The organism is Pseudarthrobacter sp. As-47 (genome assembly GCF_058215595.1).
Window position 1 is genome coordinate 103,568 of the sequence record NZ_CM177088.1, and the last position, 15,912, is coordinate 119,479.

The 15,912-nt window shown below is 64.1% G+C and carries 15 protein-coding genes; 3 read left to right on the top strand and 12 right to left on the bottom strand.

All coding sequences use genetic code 11. From position 1 onward, the window contains the following. Positions 1 to 59 precede the first annotated feature (59 nt). Positions 60 to 2,084 (top strand): beta-galactosidase, encoded by a 2,025-nt coding sequence (locus AC4BCK_RS00520; RefSeq protein ID WP_490566454.1) that lies wholly within the window; start codon positions 60 to 62, stop codon positions 2,082 to 2,084. On the opposite strand, the gene AC4BCK_RS00525 is transcribed toward AC4BCK_RS00520, so the two are convergent. Together AC4BCK_RS00525 and AC4BCK_RS00530 are read right to left on the bottom strand one after the other, a co-directional pair. Then, positions 2,049 to 3,053, bottom strand: a complete 1,005-nt coding sequence (locus AC4BCK_RS00525) for an IS481 family transposase (RefSeq protein ID WP_174182309.1) — start codon at positions 3,051 to 3,053, stop codon at positions 2,049 to 2,051. The genes AC4BCK_RS00520 and AC4BCK_RS00525 overlap by 36 nt on opposite strands. 300 nt (positions 3,054 to 3,353) lie before the next feature. Next, on the bottom strand, positions 3,354 to 4,913 hold the full coding sequence (locus AC4BCK_RS00530; protein WP_490566009.1) for an IS1182 family transposase: 1,560 nt from the start codon (positions 4,911 to 4,913) through the stop codon (positions 3,354 to 3,356). Positions 4,914 to 5,054: 141 nt separating this feature from the next. Between AC4BCK_RS00530 and AC4BCK_RS00535 the strand changes: the two genes are divergently transcribed. Beyond that, positions 5,055 to 5,372: a hypothetical protein gene (locus tag AC4BCK_RS00535; protein ID WP_400602061.1), complete on the top strand. Its 318-nt coding sequence runs from the start codon at positions 5,055 to 5,057 to the stop codon at positions 5,370 to 5,372. 51 nt (positions 5,373 to 5,423) lie between these two features. Then, on the top strand, positions 5,424 to 6,293 hold the full coding sequence (locus tag AC4BCK_RS00540) for a helix-turn-helix domain-containing protein (protein WP_174180725.1): 870 nt from the start codon (positions 5,424 to 5,426) through the stop codon (positions 6,291 to 6,293). A gap of 375 nt (positions 6,294 to 6,668) precedes the next feature. On the opposite strand, the gene AC4BCK_RS00545 is transcribed toward AC4BCK_RS00540, so the two are convergent. From AC4BCK_RS00545 to AC4BCK_RS00590, 10 genes are all read right to left on the bottom strand, one after another. Next, positions 6,669 to 7,619 carry a manganese catalase family protein gene (locus AC4BCK_RS00545; protein WP_490566455.1) on the bottom strand — a complete coding sequence of 317 codons (951 nt, stop codon included), beginning with the start codon at positions 7,617 to 7,619 and terminating at the stop codon, positions 6,669 to 6,671. 439 nt (positions 7,620 to 8,058) lie between these two features. Continuing rightward, positions 8,059 to 8,673, bottom strand: coding sequence for an NUDIX hydrolase (locus AC4BCK_RS00550; RefSeq protein WP_490566941.1), 615 nt, complete (start codon positions 8,671 to 8,673; stop codon positions 8,059 to 8,061). A 467-nt stretch (positions 8,674 to 9,140) separates the two neighbouring features. Continuing rightward, a complete protein-coding gene (gene istB / locus AC4BCK_RS00555) occupies positions 9,141 to 9,929 on the bottom strand; it encodes an IS21-like element helper ATPase IstB (protein ID WP_237428195.1) in 789 nt (262 codons plus the stop codon). Next, entirely contained in the window at positions 9,926 to 11,455 is a 1,530-nt protein-coding gene (gene istA / locus AC4BCK_RS00560) for an IS21 family transposase (RefSeq protein WP_237428196.1), read from the bottom strand. Before istA ends, istB begins: the two co-directional genes overlap by 4 nt. A 484-nt stretch (positions 11,456 to 11,939) precedes the next feature. Then, entirely contained in the window at positions 11,940 to 12,791 is an 852-nt protein-coding gene (locus AC4BCK_RS00565; RefSeq protein WP_364321802.1) for an IclR family transcriptional regulator, read from the bottom strand. Continuing rightward, positions 12,788 to 13,537: a 3,4-dihydroxyphthalate decarboxylase gene (gene phtC / locus AC4BCK_RS00570; protein ID WP_364321805.1), complete on the bottom strand. Its 750-nt coding sequence runs from the start codon at positions 13,535 to 13,537 to the stop codon at positions 12,788 to 12,790. The genes AC4BCK_RS00565 and phtC overlap by 4 nt, the downstream gene beginning before the upstream one ends. Next, positions 13,534 to 14,766, bottom strand: coding sequence for an NAD(P)/FAD-dependent oxidoreductase (locus tag AC4BCK_RS00575; RefSeq protein WP_364321808.1), 1,233 nt, complete (start codon positions 14,764 to 14,766; stop codon positions 13,534 to 13,536). Before AC4BCK_RS00575 ends, phtC begins: the two co-directional genes overlap by 4 nt. Then, the gene (locus tag AC4BCK_RS00580) at positions 14,767 to 14,961 is read right to left on the bottom strand and encodes a ferredoxin (protein WP_275215853.1); all 195 of its coding nucleotides are present in this window, start codon (positions 14,959 to 14,961) and stop codon (positions 14,767 to 14,769) included. A 16-nt stretch (positions 14,962 to 14,977) separates the two neighbouring features. After that, the gene (locus tag AC4BCK_RS00585; protein ID WP_364321811.1) at positions 14,978 to 15,316 is read right to left on the bottom strand and encodes a hypothetical protein; all 339 of its coding nucleotides are present in this window, start codon (positions 15,314 to 15,316) and stop codon (positions 14,978 to 14,980) included. After that, on the bottom strand, positions 15,313 to 15,912 hold the full coding sequence (locus AC4BCK_RS00590) for a 3-phenylpropionate/cinnamic acid dioxygenase subunit beta (RefSeq protein ID WP_364321814.1): 600 nt from the start codon (positions 15,910 to 15,912) through the stop codon (positions 15,313 to 15,315). Before AC4BCK_RS00590 ends, AC4BCK_RS00585 begins: the two co-directional genes overlap by 4 nt.

The window sequence follows — 15,912 nt, forward strand, 5'->3', positions numbered from 1 at the left end:
TATAGCTGCACTTATCTGCCATGGGCGGCCAGGAGTGATGGGCATAGTGTGAAGTAGTGATGAACCCCGAGACCTCCATGCCGATCGGGCTGGGGACCCTTGAGATGCCCAGCGCCGGGATGCTGAGCGCCGCGCACCGGCCGCACGAACGGGCGCTGCAGTTCCCGCCCATGAGCAACACGGAGGACCGCCACAAAAGGTGGCGGCTCACCAGTCAGTACATGGAACACGACGGCGTCCCGGCGGTGCCGGTCTCCGGGGAAATGCATTTCAGCCGCTTGCCCCGGTCCCGCTGGGAAGAGCGGCTCCGGCTGATGAAGGCCGGAGGGATCACGGTGGTGGCGTGCTACATCTTCTGGATCCACCACGAGCCGGTTGAAGGCGAGGCACGCTTTGACGGCAACCTGGACGTGGCTGCGTTCGTCCGGCTCTGCGCTGACGTTGGCCTGGACTTGGTCCTGCGCCTGGGCCCCTGGTGCCACGGCGAGGCCCGCAACGGCGGCTTCCCGGACTGGGTGCAGGCCGCGCCGGTGGCACACCGGACCAACGACCCCGCGTACCTGGCCATGGTGGAGCGCTGGTTCACCCGCATCGGCAAGGAACTGCACGGCCTCACCGGCCCGGACAGCAATGTCATTGGCATCCAGCTGGAAAATGAGCTCTACGACCAGCCCCGGCACATCACGGAGCTCAAGAAACTGGCCAGGGCGGCCGGGCTGGGCGCACCCGTCTGGACGGCAACCGCCTGGGGCGCGGCTGACATCCCTGAGGTCGACGTCATGCCGGTCTTCGGTGGCTACGGGGACGGCTTTTGGGTTGACGCCGACGCCCCGTGGGACCCCACCTTCCGGGAACACTACTTCTTCAGCCACGAGTGGGATGACCCGGGGATCGGTGCGGACCTGCGTGAACACTTCTCGGGAAGCGGTGCTGCACCGGCCCGTTCCCAGTCCACGCTCTATCCGCCGGCAACCTGCGAACTCACCGGCGGCATGGCCACGGCCTACCAGCGGCGGCCATGGCCCGGCGGCAAGGACGTTGCGGCGGTGGCCAACACCAAGATCGGCAGCGGCTCCGCGTGGCAGGGCTATTACATGTTCACCGGCGGAATTAATCCCCCGGGCGGAATGCAGGAGTCCCAGGCAACGGGCTACCCCAACGATCTTCCGGTGTTTGACTACGATTTCCACGCCCCCATCGGTGCGGCGGGACAACTGGCGCCGAGCTTCGCCGAACTGCGGAAGCAGCACGCGTTCCTGGCGGCGTTTGGTGCCCGGCTCGCCCCGATGCCGTCCACCCTGCCGGACACACTTCCTGCAAGCATTGATGACGCGGCCACGCTCCGCTGGGCCATGCGCTCGGACGGTGGTTCCGGCTTCCTGTTTGTCACCTGGCACCAGCCGCACATTCCCCTGCCGGATTACCCGGGAGCCCAGTTCAGGCTCCTCCTGGACGGGGAAACACTCATTTTTCCGCGCGGAGGCCTCACCATTCCTGCCGGAACCATCGCGCGCTGGCCCGTCAATCTGGATGTGGCAGGTGTCCGCCTTCGCTGGGCAACGGCGTCGGCCTTCACACTGCTGGACCCGGACGGTGCACCCACGCTGGTCCTCGCCGCCGAGGAAGGGATAGTGCCGCAACTGTGCGTGCCGGAAGGAACCGTTCTGGAGGGGCCGGCAACCGCGCTGGGCGAGGGCGTGTACGCCGCCGACAGCGGCGGTCCGGTCACGTTGACGGCGAGCTCGGACGCAGGCTCTTTGGCCATTCTTGTCCTGCCCTCCCGCCTGGCCGGCCAGGCGTGGGCGTTGGAAACACCGCGGGGGCGGCAGCTGGTCCTGTCCGCAGGCCCGCTCTGGGTTGGAGCGGACGGCCGCCTGGCCGGCAGGTCGCAGGGAGAACCCGCCGTGCGGCGCTACTCCACCGCGGACGGCGGGTTCGAGGTCGTGCGGACAGGCACCTTGAAGCCTGAAATCTTTCGCCGGACGCTGCCTGCCGAGCGGATCCGCGCCGCGAAGTCCGTTCCGGCGTCGTTCGGCTCCCTAGCTGTACTAACCCGGTTGGTTGGTGACACGGCTGGCCGGTGAGGCGCCTTTGAGTGCGGTGTGGGGCCTGCGCTGATTGTAGTACTCGATGAAGTCTGGGTAACAGGCTTGCCGTTCGGCTTCTGAGTTGTAGGCCTTGGCGTAGGCCCATTCCTCTTGGAGGATGCGGTTGAAGCGTTCGACCTTGCCGTTGGTTTGGGGCCGGTAGGGGCGTGTGCGTTTGTGCTTGATGCCGGCCTCGGCCAGGACAGCGGCGAAGGCGCGGGAGCGGTAGCAGGAGCCGTTATCGGTGAGCACCCGCTGGATTTTGACGCCCCGGGCGGTGAACGCTGTGATGGCGTTGCGCATGAACGCCGAGGCTGTCTCTTTGGTTTCGTCGGGCAGGATCTCGGAGTATACGAATCGGGAATGGTCATCCACTGCGTGATGGAGGAAGGTATAGCCCCGGACCTGGCCGCGGTCCTTGGACCGGCCTTCTGCGAGGTTCCTGGCCCGGGAGTTCGCTTCGCCTTGTACCCGGCCGTGAACGCGGTGTCCGCCGCCGTTGGGTATGCGGCCGAGCTTCTTGATGTCCACGTGGATCATTTCCCCGGGCCAGGCATATTCGTATCGGCGGGCGTGGTCTCGGCCGCGGATCCTGATCCCTGTGGCCGGGTCGGTGAAGCGCAGCGGCGGACACAGGTAGCGGGTCAGGATGCGGTGGACCGTGGAGACATTCAGGTGCAGGTGGTACGCGATCCGGGCCGGACCCCAGCGACGGTTCACGCGCAGTCCCAGCACACGCCGTTCGGTGCGCATCCGGGTCCGGTGCGGGCACGTCAGGGGCCGGCTCCTGCGGTCTTCCAGCGCAGCCTCACCCAACTCCCGATAGCGGCGGGACCAGCGCGCGGCTGTCGGGACGGAAACGTTGAATCTCTCGGCAGCACGGCGCAAAGGCCAGCCATCAACCACGATGCACCGGGCCAGCTGAAGACGCCCCGAATAGGCCAAAAACGCGTTACGGTGGGACACGAGGACCTCCTGGTTTGTGTTCGCTCTCGACAAGCACCACACAACACCCGGAGGTCCTCTTATTGCGTCAAATCAATCCCCGTGTCATCAACCAGCCGGGACAGTACACCTAGGAGACTGCTGAACTAAGTGCTTTATGGGGCTGGTCCGGGGCGTTCACGTGTCGGGGCCAGCCCTTCCTTTTGTGGTCTCGGGTTCTGTGATTGAAGCATCGGGTCCTGTTTCTGGGCTTTTGAGGGTTGTTCGCCGGGTGGCGGGTCCGGTTTTCGCTGGCGGGAGGCCCTGAGGTGGTGCCCGCGTTCAAGCGATGGCCCAGGATCCTTTTTCGCTGGTAAGTCCGAGCGCGAGGAGGCGTCGCAGGTTCAGCCCGGCAATCCTCAGTTGCAGCCAGGCATTGTTCTGGTTTGTGCCGCGGTGCCGAACGCGGCGGTTGCCGCGGGTGAGCCAGGCGATGGACCGTTCGACCATGGGCCGGTGGGTGCGGTAGTCGTGCTGGAAGTCCGGGTCCGTGGCGCGTTTCCGGTGTTCGCGCTGCAGGGCGTCGTGCTCGTGCAGTTCGAGTTTGCGCCCGCGTGGGGAGCCGGTGCACCGGGCCCGGAGCGGGCAGCTGCTGCAGGCGGCGCCGAAGGTGACCCGCCGCTTAGCGGTGATCCTGCGCGTAAGCCCGTTCGGGCAGGTCGCGGTGCCTGCTGCTTCATCGACGGTGAAGTCATCGAGGGTGAACCCGCCTTCGACGGCCGGGCGCAGCGGCCAGGGTTTGATCACCGGGGTATGGCCGGTGCGGGCGAGAGCGGCGAGCATTTCCCCGGAACCGTAGGCCGAGTCTGCCAGGACGTCCACGCTGGTCCCGGCGATCGTGGGCTCCATGCCGATCAGCCGGGCGCCGACGGCCCCGTCGCTGTTCTCCGGTCCGGAGGCCTTGGTCAGCTCCGCGGCGGTGATCAGCCCGGTATCGGGCTCGATGACAATGTGGGCTTTGAATCCGTCCTGCTGCCGGGACCTGGTCTTATGCGCGTGCCGGGTGTCCGGGTCCACGGTGGAGATCATCCGGTCCGGTGCGACCTTCCGGGCGATCCGCCACCGCCCGTCGGTCCCGTCCGAGTCCTCGGCCGGTTCCACGTCCTGCCCGGCGACCAGTGCAAGCAGCGCGTACGCATCGGCCCCCCTGCCCTCCAAGGTCTCGGGATCGACCGCGGCCAGCAGCGCCAGCGCATCGGTGACCAGCGCCGAGACCAGCCCGTCCCTGGCATCCTGGTCGTCCCAGGCGATGTCCGGCTTACCGGTGCGCGTGTAGTCATACCCCTTCGCGTGGGTGGCCAGCAGGTCCTGGCCGCCGGGGATGTCACGGCCGAAGCGGCGCACCGCTGCGATCAGCTGCGTGATCGTGTCCTGCCTCGCGACCGCGTCATCCAACACTGTTGAATCAACCGCCCGCCGGCGCTTGCCCGCCAGGACTCCGGTTTCCGCAACGACCTCGGCGATGGCCTTCATGATCCGGTGCGGGTTCTTCGATGCCGCCAGCCGCCGGCGCCAGTACGTCAGCGTGCTCGGATGGAATGCCGTATCGGTCAGTCCGTACCCGCACGCGGCTTTCCAGCGCAGATCGTACGTCAACGCCTCGGCTGTTTCCCGGTCAGAGAGGCCCTGCAACGCCTGCAGCACCAGCACCGAACCGATCACCGAAGCGGGAACTGACGGCCGGCCCCGCCGCGACGGGAACAGGTCCTCCATCATCGAATCCGGAAACAACCGCCCCCGATGCTTGGCCAGAAAAGCGAAGACACTGCCCGGAGCCAACAACTCTCCGGCCAGCGCCTCCACATCCAAATACCCGCGTTGCGCGTCCTCGCGTCCCTGCATAAGACCAGTCTTAACCACCAGCCTCACCAGTCCAGCCGACGCGCCTAAACCAGCGGATATTTCAGCAGTCTCCTAGCGGGCCGCGCTGCCGCACCTACGGAGGCAGACGTTGACGAGCTGGCAGCTGTTTATGCGGTGGATGTGGCGGGGGCGGACCTGGCCGGGGACCATACGGAACTGGAGGTTTCCTGGGCCGGGGATGTTGCCCGCCTGGTGGTTGACGGAACCGTGGTGGCGGACAGGTTCTGGGATGGTTCTCCATGGATTATCGAAACCAATGACGCCGGGATACGCCCGGGTTCGGACGTAAGGCTCCAGATCCTGCCGCTCCCGAAAGATGCAGAGGTTGGGCTGCCGGCCGAGGCGCAGCGCCGGCGGGACGCGGTTGCAGGTGACCTGGTTTCCCTGGACAGCCTCGAGCTCCTCCACTGGATTGGGTGGACGGAGGAACCCGCCTGAGCTGCCACCTTGTGCCATAGCATAGACACTTCGTGGCGGAAGGAGTGCGGGGTGGAGCGGGCAGCGGGGTTCCCCAACCAGCGCTTGGTGGTGGTTCCCCGGCCGCTGGTCCGGGAGGCGCTGGAGCGTCCCATCACGCGGCGTCTGGTGGTCACCGATGCCGGCGTTTTTCCTGCTGCCGAAGAGCACGGGCGGTACCGCCCCCAGGGCGCGGAGGAAACCATCGTCATCCTCTGCGTCGCGGGGGCGGGGTGGGTGGAATCCGGCGGTGCGCGGTACGACGTTGGCAAGGCGACCGCCGTCGTACTTCCCGGCAACACCGGTGAGGCTCATGCCTACGGTGCCTCTGCTGAGGACCCCTGGACCATCTGGTGGTGCCACGTCCGTGGCTCCGATGCCGCCGAACTCGTTGAAGAATCCGGGGTGCGCGCCGGCCGGCCCATCATTCCGCTGGTGGCGGTGGACCGGCTGACCGCCATGCTGGACGGGATCATTACTGCCCTGGAGCAGGACCAGTCGCCGGCCCGCCTGGTGGCCACAGCGGGGATGGCCTGGAAGCTGCTGGCTACCCTGGCGGTGGACCGCCGCCTCCCGGAACAGGGGACGCCGCTGCAGCAGGCGATGAAGTTCCTGGAGGACCGGGTGGACGGTGCCATCCGGCTGCCGGACCTGGCCAGGGTGGTGGGTGTTTCGCCGTCGCACTTGAGCAAGCTGTTCCGGGAGGCGACAGGCGGGGGAGTGCTGGCCCACCACACAGCTTTGAAGATGGCCCGGGCCAGGCTCCTGCTCGACACAACAGACCTGACAATTGCGGAGGTGGGGCGCGAAATCGGGCTGGCAGACCAGTTCTACTTCTCGCGCCAGTTCCGCCGGCTGCACGGGGTAAGCCCCAGCGCGTACCGGGCGGACCGGAAGGGCTGAGGCGGGGGATTTACCGGCTTCCGGGGAGGCTGTAGAGGACCGGCCGCTCCAGACCCGTTCGGATGAGTGTCAGGTTGGGGCCTGAGGCCTTCCACGGGGTGTGTCCGGGATGCTCGTTAGGGATCCCAATCTGACGCTTTTGTCGGGCAAATCTGACGTCAGGTTGGGGTGTACTCAACTTGACGATGCGGCCTTTCCTATGGGGAGGTCGGCCTCACCTGTTGGTGTTCGGACCGATCGTCCGCAGTCGCGGCCCGGACCTTCGTCATCAACAAGAAGAAACCCAATATGAAGGCCCGGCAGGGCGGAGGCCCCGCCAGCAGGAGCCGTCAGTGCAGCCGGCCCCCATCCCGGTGCGGGCCGCCTGCGCGGCGTTTAGCTCTTCGTCACCGTAGGGTTGTCCGCGTCCTTGAGTTCCACTTCGGCTGTAGCCTGAATCAGCGCCAGCAACTCCGGGTCCAGCCCGGGAGCAAACTCTTCTTTCCGCTCCGGGGGCATCGTCATCGGGAAGCCCTCGGGCATCACATCGGTACTGAGCTCGGTGCCATCATTCGAGGGCGAGGCACCACGATAAAGCTTTCCGGCTTCGCTGAGGTTGTCCGCGCTGAAGGTGTACTGGACGCTTTGCAGGCCCAGGTCGAGCAGCTTCTTCACTTCCGGGAATTGCTCGGCGTTGGTCTTCGGGATGGGCAGGACCTTGCCCCAGTTCACGCCCAGGCTTTCCAACGCCTTGGCGAAGGCGTTCTCATGCGCCTGGTCCCGGACAATCAGATACGCAATGGTCGACCGTGCGGTCTTGTTTTCGGTCATCTCGTAGATACGGCATTTCTGCAGACGTCCGGTGGACTCCAGCATCAGGTTATAGAGCAGGTCCAGGACCAGGTTGCCGCTGTTGTACACATACGATCCGCTCCAAGGGTTACCCGCCGCATCCACCGGCAGGGCACCCTGCGCCCCTATGAGGTAGTGGTGGATGTTGCTGGTATCGAGGGCGATCTTCAAGGGCGTCGCCCCCTTGGCTCCGGGTTCGTCCACGGGATCGGTCTTCTTGCCCTGGTACCGCGGCGAACCGTCCAGAAGCTGGGAAATGGTGGTGCCAATGAGTTCAACGTGGCTGATCTCCTCGGTTCCCACCCCCTGCAGGAGGTCTTTGTAGGGCTTGGAGGCAGGGTCCCCGCGGAAATTCATGCTCTGGAACAGGTACTGCATCATGGTGCGCATCTCGCCGAACTGGCCGCCCAACCCTTCCTGCAGGGCATTTGCTGCGGCTGGATCCGGCTCGTCAGCGGCGATTTCGTTAATCAGAAGCTGGGTATGCAGGTACATATCGTGTCCTCTTTCTCCGTGCTTTGGCCGGCTCCGGTTCAGAGACCCGACTAATGCTTGAGTTCCTTGCTTACAGCTCTTCTGGCGGATCTTCGCCCGGCCGACCCGCAAAGCCGGGACCTACACCCGACACCACCACAGCCATACCATAAGCATGCTTAGTATCGTTCTGGCAAGAGATGCTCTATTTATTGCGGTCCCAGAACGCTATTGGGTGCGGATGGCTATTCGATGGCAAAACCTGCACGCAGTATGGTCGACTGTGAAAGCCCGTCGTTTCCCCAAGCGGCGGGCTTTCCTTGTGAGCATGAAGAACCCGCCATGGTGAACAAGAAGCTGGAAGGTTACAGGGCGGCAGCCTTGCTCCAGGCAGCCATCCCCTGTCAGGAGCGCACTCGGATGTGCCCGGCTGTACCGTGGACGCCCTGTGGCGCGTGAGTCACCACGTTATGGGCCATTTTCCTGCCAGGGCCTGAGGCAATACAGGTTCAAGTATTCGGAGAGTGAGGCCCCAAATTGTATGACCGCGAGCCCTTCGAACGGGGACTTTCTTGGGAGTGTCCCAGCCTGGGAAGTAGAGTTCTTCTTCTCCTGCTGCAGTATCGGACCCCAGCACATTCACCGATACATCTACCACCTCCTCCACTTCCGCTATTTGCGGCATCCAGAAAAAACCCGGGGTAATTCCCTTTAACTGGACTACGAAAGGTGAAACTCGGTAACGGGTTGTGCGAGTGTCAATTCGTTCGAGTTGAGCGAGAAAAACAATCTGTTCGGAATGCAGTCCCAGCTCTTCGGTAGATTCTCGAAGCGCGGTGGCCCAGGGCCCTTGATCATTTGGTTCCCGGTTACCTCCGGGCAGAGATATTTGTTGTCCATGTTGTCCATGTTTTGATCGTTTGATCAGTACTAGGCGAAGTTCCCCTCTTTCGTCCCTGTAGAAAGGTATGGCGACTGAGGCCTGCCGCAGTTCCTGCATTCGCTCCTCCAAGAGCAAGATTGGAATCAGATGGTGTTTTGCATCCTCCGTGTGCATCCTGCTCTGGTGCAACATGCAGGAAACGACCGCCAGAGGCAATACCTGCTGAGTCTGCGCACCAACGGAGTGATGCACTAACTTCACTCCGGCCACAGGTCTGGGTCCCGGGCGGGCGGCAGCCCGCTACCGAAGTGAACGCGGAACGGTTTCCGCCTACAATCTTCCTCGAGGTAACCATGTTCGTGAAGTGGTCGTTTCAACCACACTGATCTTCCGGCTGGTTGCTTACGGCTGACGAGCTGGTTGGGAGCCTGAGCCGGAGGGCGCTCCGATGCACGACCCGGCAACAGAGAAGGGACCTGCCCCCATCGGCCGCCTGGCCGGCTGAATTCTGGACCGCGGCGACGTCTGTCAATGGCCATTACGTTCTGCCCATGGGCGGCCAGTTGATGTGCCCGCTGGTGGCCAGTAAAACTGCCCGGTTATGGCCAACAGATCTGCCCACTGATTCGTTTCGGCGGGGTCGGCCATCGTTGGGTTGGTCAGTTCAAGCGGGTCACTCCTTTTCCGGCGAGGGCCTGGGTAAGACGGACGGAATCGCCGCTGGTCTGGCAGACGTGGGCGTGGTGCAGCAGTCGGTCAACGGTGGCGGTGGCGAGGGTTTTGGGCATGAGCTCATCGAACCCGGCGGGGTGGAGGTTGGAGCTGATCGCGACGGAGCGTTTTTCGTAGGCTGCGTCCACGACCCGGTAGAGGCCTTCGGCGGCGTCCGTGGCCACGGGCAACAGACCAATATCATCGATGACCACGAGCTCGGCGCGCAGGATCCGGGCAACGGCCCGGGTGACGCTGTCATCGGTTCGGTGGGCGCGGATGAGGACGCCGAGGTCCTCGAGCCTGAACCAAGCGACCCGCATTCCGGCTTCGACGGCCTGCTGGCCGAGGGCTTCGAGGAAGAACGTCTTCCCCGTCCCCGAGGGCCCGCAGACGACCAAGTTTTCCCTGCGGGTGATCCATTCCAGGGTCCGCAGTGCCTGCTGGGTCGGGCCCGGGATGGAGGACGCTGCAGGGTCCCACGCCTCGAAGGTCTTCCCGGTCGGGAACCCGGCTGCTTTGCGGCGGGAAGCGAGCATGGACCGGGCCCGGCCGGCGGCTTCCTCCGTGAAGAGGGCCTTGATGACCTCGGCCGGTTCCCACCGCTGGGCGCGGGCGGTCGCGATCAGGTCCGGGGCCAGCGCCCGGGCGTGGGGCATTTTCAGGGACCGCATCAGGGCCTCCAGGTCCGCCGGTAGCGGCGGAGCCACGGTATTGGTCGTGGTGACGGGGCTCATCGGGCCTCCTCCGGCGTGGTGATGGTTGCGGGGTTGCCGATCGCGGCCCACGCCCCTGTTCCTTGGGTGAGGGAGGTGGCTTCGTTGGCGGCGTGGGTGGTAGTGCGGCGGATGTTGGCGTTCAAGATCGAGGCGAGGTCCGGGTGCGCGAACCGGCCGTGCAGGGCGGCGTCGCCCAGGGCCCGGTCGACCTGATCAGTGCCGGCGATTTTGGCCAGCGTAACGGCTTCGGCCATTTTCACGTTCATCCTTGCGGTCCCGGCCGCGGCGGCCTCGACGAGCCAGGTTCTGGCGCCTTCGCCGATGGCCAGGAACGCGGCCTCGTCCGCGCTGCGGGCCCTCACCTCGTAGTCGCCGGGGAGCTTCGCCCGGGTTCCGGGGAAGTGTTCGTCGTTGATGGCGGGGCTGCCGGGCCGTGCCCGTTCGTGGCGGGCGACTTCGACGGGCCCGGTCGTGCCGTGGTGGACGATGATGACCTGCTCGCCGGGCCCGGTGCCGTGGGTGCGGACGAACACCCGGGCTCCGAGCAGGTGGGCCGGGACGGAGTACTGGGCGTTTTCGAAGGTGACCATTGGGGTGTTCTCCGGAACGCCGCGGGCCAGGCCGAACGCGACCGTGTGGGCGGTGTCCGGGATCCGGTGCAGCCGCGGGGCTTCCTCGGCGAGCATGGCCGCGGGTTTCCGCCGCGTCGTCCGGTGCTCACGGTGATTGACCTCGTCCATGAACGCCGTGCAGGCGGCCTCGAGCTCGGCGAAGGTGCGGTAGTCATCGCGGAGGTTGGTGTCTTTGGGCACGAGGTCGGCCTTGGCGAGTTTCACGGACGCTTCGACTCCGCCTTTGGTGGCCGGGTCCGCCGGTTGGCAGGTCAGCACGGTCACCCCGTAGTGCCGGGCGAAGTCCAGGGTCTGCTGGTTGCGCACCGGGACCCCGGCGACGTGGGCGGTGGTGACGGTCTTCTCGTTGTCCGTGAGGACATAGGTCGGCGCCCCTCCGAGGATCCGGAAGCACCGGTCCAGGGCCGCGAACACGCTCGGCGCGGTCCTGTCCCTGAGCGGGATCACGATGCGGAAGCGTGAGAACGCCAGCCAGGCCACGAAAAGGATGGTCTTCACCCCGCCGATCCGGGGCCCGTCGCCGAAGTCGTACTGCAACCACATCCCCGGTTCTGTGATCCACGGCCGGTGGACGCGGGTGTGGCCCAGCCGCCACGCGGCTTTGACCTGCGCGATCGCCCGGCGGGTAGACCGTTCCGAACCGGTGTAGCCCAGAGCGAGGAGCTTTTCGTGGGCCTTGTCGGCCCGGATCCGGCCCTTGGAGGCTTCGATCCATTCCTCGATCTTGGGCAGGAACGCGTCGGTGACCCGGCCGCGGGCCGCGGGTTCCCCGATCGGCCGGCCCGCGTCACGGGCGGTGACGTGTTTAGCAACGGTGTGGTGCGAGCAGCCCGTGAGCTCCGCGGTGGCGCGCAACGATCCGGTCAGATCGTAGGCAGCAAGAATTTCCATGATTTCTCCGTCAGACTTCATACAGGGCCTCTTCCTGGTTCGCTTTTGGTGCGCTTAGACACCGTCATCAAACCGCAGGGAGAGGCCCCCACCGCTTAAAGACGCGGCAGGAACAAGTAAGGAAGTGGGCAGATCTCATGGCCACCGGCGGGCAGTTCTGCTGGCCGCCAGCGGGCACTTTCGTGGCCGCCTATGGGCAGTTTTTCATGGCCGCTAACAGACGTCCACTGGCTCGAAGGTCCCGTACGGCTGCCACGGGCGGCACCACTTACAGTGCCGCCGTGACCCGCGACCTTGCGTATGGCACAGTCCAATGCGGGATCCTCGTCAGGTCAGGTCTTGCGTACGGCATCGATGCCCACGCCCGTGGCAGAAATCAACCACTTCGAATTAGTCGGCTCCACCTTCGCCCAGATCTTAGACAGATCCCCACGCTATGGAGGGCAAGGAGACCGATCCCGTCAACGAGCGGGGAGCCAAGGGCGCCACCGCGAGTGCCGTGCGGCTAAAGCAGCAGTCCTTGAAGGTCCTCAGCGGAGGTGCGAAGCATTTCTCCGAGTTCGGCTCGCAGCTTGTCGGACATGCGGTGGGCGGGCACCGAGACGTTGATTCCGTAGATGGCGCCGCTTGGCCCTGCAATCGATGCTGCGACCGAGGTCACGCCATCTTCGCTTTCTTCCCTGCTTGTGGCATAACCTATGCGGCGGATTTCATCAAGTTGGGCTTCAAGCTCAGCCCGCGACGTAATTGAGTTTCCTGTCAGGCCTGGGAGTTCATCGTTAGGGTAAAGTGCCCGCAACTGTTCCTCATTGAGTCGGCTCAGCATCGCTTTGCCTGTAGCAGTGCAGTTTGCCGGCAACGTGACACCCTGTCGGGAACCCACCCGCACGGTCCTTGAGCTTTCAATGGCATCAAGGAATTGGGCGTCTGTTCGCTCGAGCCTGGCGAAGTGGACTGTCTCCCCGGTTTTTTGGAACAGCTGTTCAAGTACAGGACGAGCGAGGGTCCTTATGTCCACCTGGCGTCTGATGGCGAAGGCGATCGAACTGAGCGCCTGGCCCGGCTCATAGGCGCGAGTGGCCGGGTTTTGCCGCACGAACCCCCGGTAGAGCAACATCCCCATAAGCCGGTGCGCCGTCGAAGATGCGACACCCAGATAATTACTGGCATCTGTCAACCGGATGCTGGGCTGGCTTTCGAACAACAGGAGAAGGCGCAATGCATTATCAACAGATTCAATGGGATACTGCGGGGGCGGACCATACTTGGACGTGGCGTCCGTATCTGTAGACTGCATGCCTGACATCGTACCCAGCACGGGCGTGGTTGCCTTTTTTCCCTTATTGGCTAACTTCACTCCGCAGCCTTCAGCCGAGCGAGTTCGTGTCTCCAGGCCGTTTGCGTGTTGAACGATCCACCGAGGTCTGGAAGTTCAGCCATGTCCGAATGGGGAAGGTCCCGGAGCTCTCCTCCGGCTGCGGTCACCTGCAGTGACAACCCTGCAAGAGTATCTACGCTGATCGCCTGAAGTACCGCTTGCTCTACAGTCTCCGCGGCGCTGGTCAGCCCATGGCCGCGCAGCAGCACTACAGGTCGATCACCCATGGCGTGGAGCATTTCCGCCGCTAACTGGCGGTTCCTGACCAGCACTCCTCGTGGATACACAGGTACCCCGCCTGCTGCCAGGCGGGTGCCGGGAATATCGAAGGCTCCGACGATTGGACGGACGCCAAGCCCGGCAAGGTCCGCAGCGACAACCCGCGGCGGATGCGCGTGGACGACCGCGCTGATGTCTGTGCGTTGCCGTAACAGTTCGGTGTGCAGCGGAAGTTCGTTCGGGACGGCGTATCCTCCTTCCAGCTCGCCCTCAGCAGCAGGGTTACCGTCAAGGTCCACCAACCGGATGTCGCTGGGTTCAGTGAATGCCAATCCTCGCTCCCGGGGGCCCCTGCATCGGACGAGCAGGCTATTCTCGCCCATTCGTAGGCTGATATGGCCGAGGATTCCGTCTGCCAAGCCGCGGTGCGCCAGCACCCGGCAGGCCAAAGCGATTGCTTTCCTTTCCCCTGCGTGTGCCAGGGGCAGCTGAGTCTGTCCCATCATGATGCCGTCAGCGGCTGGGGGTCCAGCATCGGTTCTAGCTTTTCCCGTAGTTCCTGAACTGATATCCCCGTCCCCATACCGCGCCGGCATGCCAAGAGGGCCTTAGGCCAGTTCACAATGGCAGCACCGCTCAGGTTGACACCATCTACCGTGTAGAGAGCCGCAAAGCGGCCGTGAACTTCCGGATGCCCGATGGTAACGTGTTCAGCTTTTCCGCCCACACGTCCTACGACTTGGATCTTCCAATCGTGTTGGTCGCTCCAGACGTACTCGACCGGAATGTAGGCGCGGGGGTTCTCCGGATGGGTGATGTTATAAGCCACGCACGCTGACTGCTCGACGGCGTTCGTCCAATGCTCAATCCGGATATCTTCGCCGTGTTTTTGATGCCGCCACCGTGCCACGTCGCCGACCCCGTAAATATGGGGGGCGTCCACCGTACGGCAATATTCATCAAGCACCAGTCCGTTGTCCACGAGCAGACCCGAAGAACCGAGCCAAGCATCGTTGGGAACAGCGCCAATTCCGACCAGAACCGTGGCCGCTTCCAGGTTCTGCCCATTGGTGAGCCGCAGGGTGAAGGAGCCCTGTTCGCCGTCGATGGCCTCGACCCCGGTACCAAACATCGTCCTCACGCCGTTGCTGCGGTGAAGGTCTCCGAACCACTGCCCGACTTCCGCATTAAAGATACGGCTCATGGGAATCGGGAGGGGGTCAATGACTGTCACTTCCAGGCCGAGCCCGCGTGCTGTCGCCGCGGCTTCTGCACCGATGAAACCCGCGCCGATCACAGCCAGCTGTCCGCCCTTGGTGAGATCTGCGCGCAGGCTGCGGGCGTCATCGAGGGTACGAAGAACATGGATGCCGGGCCGATGCCCCCACGGGGAGGGCCGGGCAGAGGCGCCTGTGGCTATGACCAGGTTGTCGAAGCGCAGAGCTTCACGGCCCTGCAGCTGCAGCAGGTTTCCTGCGACGTCGATCCCGGTAGCGGCATGTCCAAGCTCCAGCTCTATTCCCAATTCCTCCGCCTGGTCGCGGTTGAGCAAGCAGACGGAGGCTTCGGTCCGTGTACCCGCCAGGACGGCCTTGGACAACGGCGGTTTGTCGTAGGGCAGTTCCGTTTCTTCACCGACGAGGACGATGCGTCCTTCATATCCCTCCAGGCGTAGGGACTGTGCCGTGCGCACGCCCCCGATGGAGGAACCGACGATGGCAGTTACTGTATCCAATTAGTCCTCCACTATCAGGGCGGAAACGGGGCAGCTGCGGGCTGCCTCCACGACGCGGGCTCGGTCAGCCTCGGGCACTTCAGTCTTGAGGAGGACTACGATCCCGTCATCATCCAGGTCAAAGTAGTCGGTCGCCCCGACAACGCAGTTGGCGTACCCTTGGCAGGCTTCTAGGTCTGCTTTTACGACAGGCATGATCAAGCTCCTTGGCCTAAGTGTTTCTGTTCTTCTTGAGTTGGGGCGGTCGTTCATCTTCGGGGATGAGGGGACCGAACGGGTTTCCGATCATGGCCGAAAACGTTGCCGACGCCTGCCAGGTCAGCGACTCCAGTTCCAGGGGGCACAAGGAAACCCACTGGCCGGAGCGCGGGGAAGTGATCATCAGCCGGGAACCATTGCGTGTTTCCACCCTGCTGATGTGCACTTCGGAAAACTCATTGGCAATGACGATCGGAGCGCCGGTGGTGTGTGATTCCAGCCGGACGCGTTCCTCTGCCGCGCGAATGGCGGCAAGGCGGTCTTCTTCCTCGCCTTCCCATCCGATTTTCATAGGAATATGGCCAGATTCTGCATCCGGATAACCGATTCGTCCACCATGATCGTTCGGCGGGCGAGTTCCCATCCGGTTCCGGTACGGCGCAGAAGGTCTTCCCGGCCGGCGGACACCGTGGCGGCTTCACGCACATCCCCCCGGCTCCGGAAGAGCAGCACCGCCGAATCCACGATGATTTCGTTCGGATTGTCTGTGCGGAACGTTCGAACGTTCGTGACGTAGTGCCGCAATCGTGAGGGAGGGTCTTCTGTCCAGGCATGCTCGGTGGCGAAACGCGCTACCCGGCGGCTGAGCGAGTACCTGTTCTCATCGAGATGGGCCATGCCGGGGGACGTGCTGTAACCGGCCCCGAGGGCGGTAGTGACCCGGACGGGCATGAGATAGTGCACGTCTTCAGCGATTCGTGACATCCATGCGTCATAGTCCTGGGCGTCCAGGAGATACGCTTCATCAACCAGCCAGCGGTGCGCCTGAAGGTGGAGCGCGTCGTCGAACGGGAGGGATTCTCCCGTTCTCTGCGTGCGCGGGGCATGATTGCCCAGAACGGACTGTTCGGAAAGAGTCTTCCCGTTACGGTCAGCTTCAATACTCAT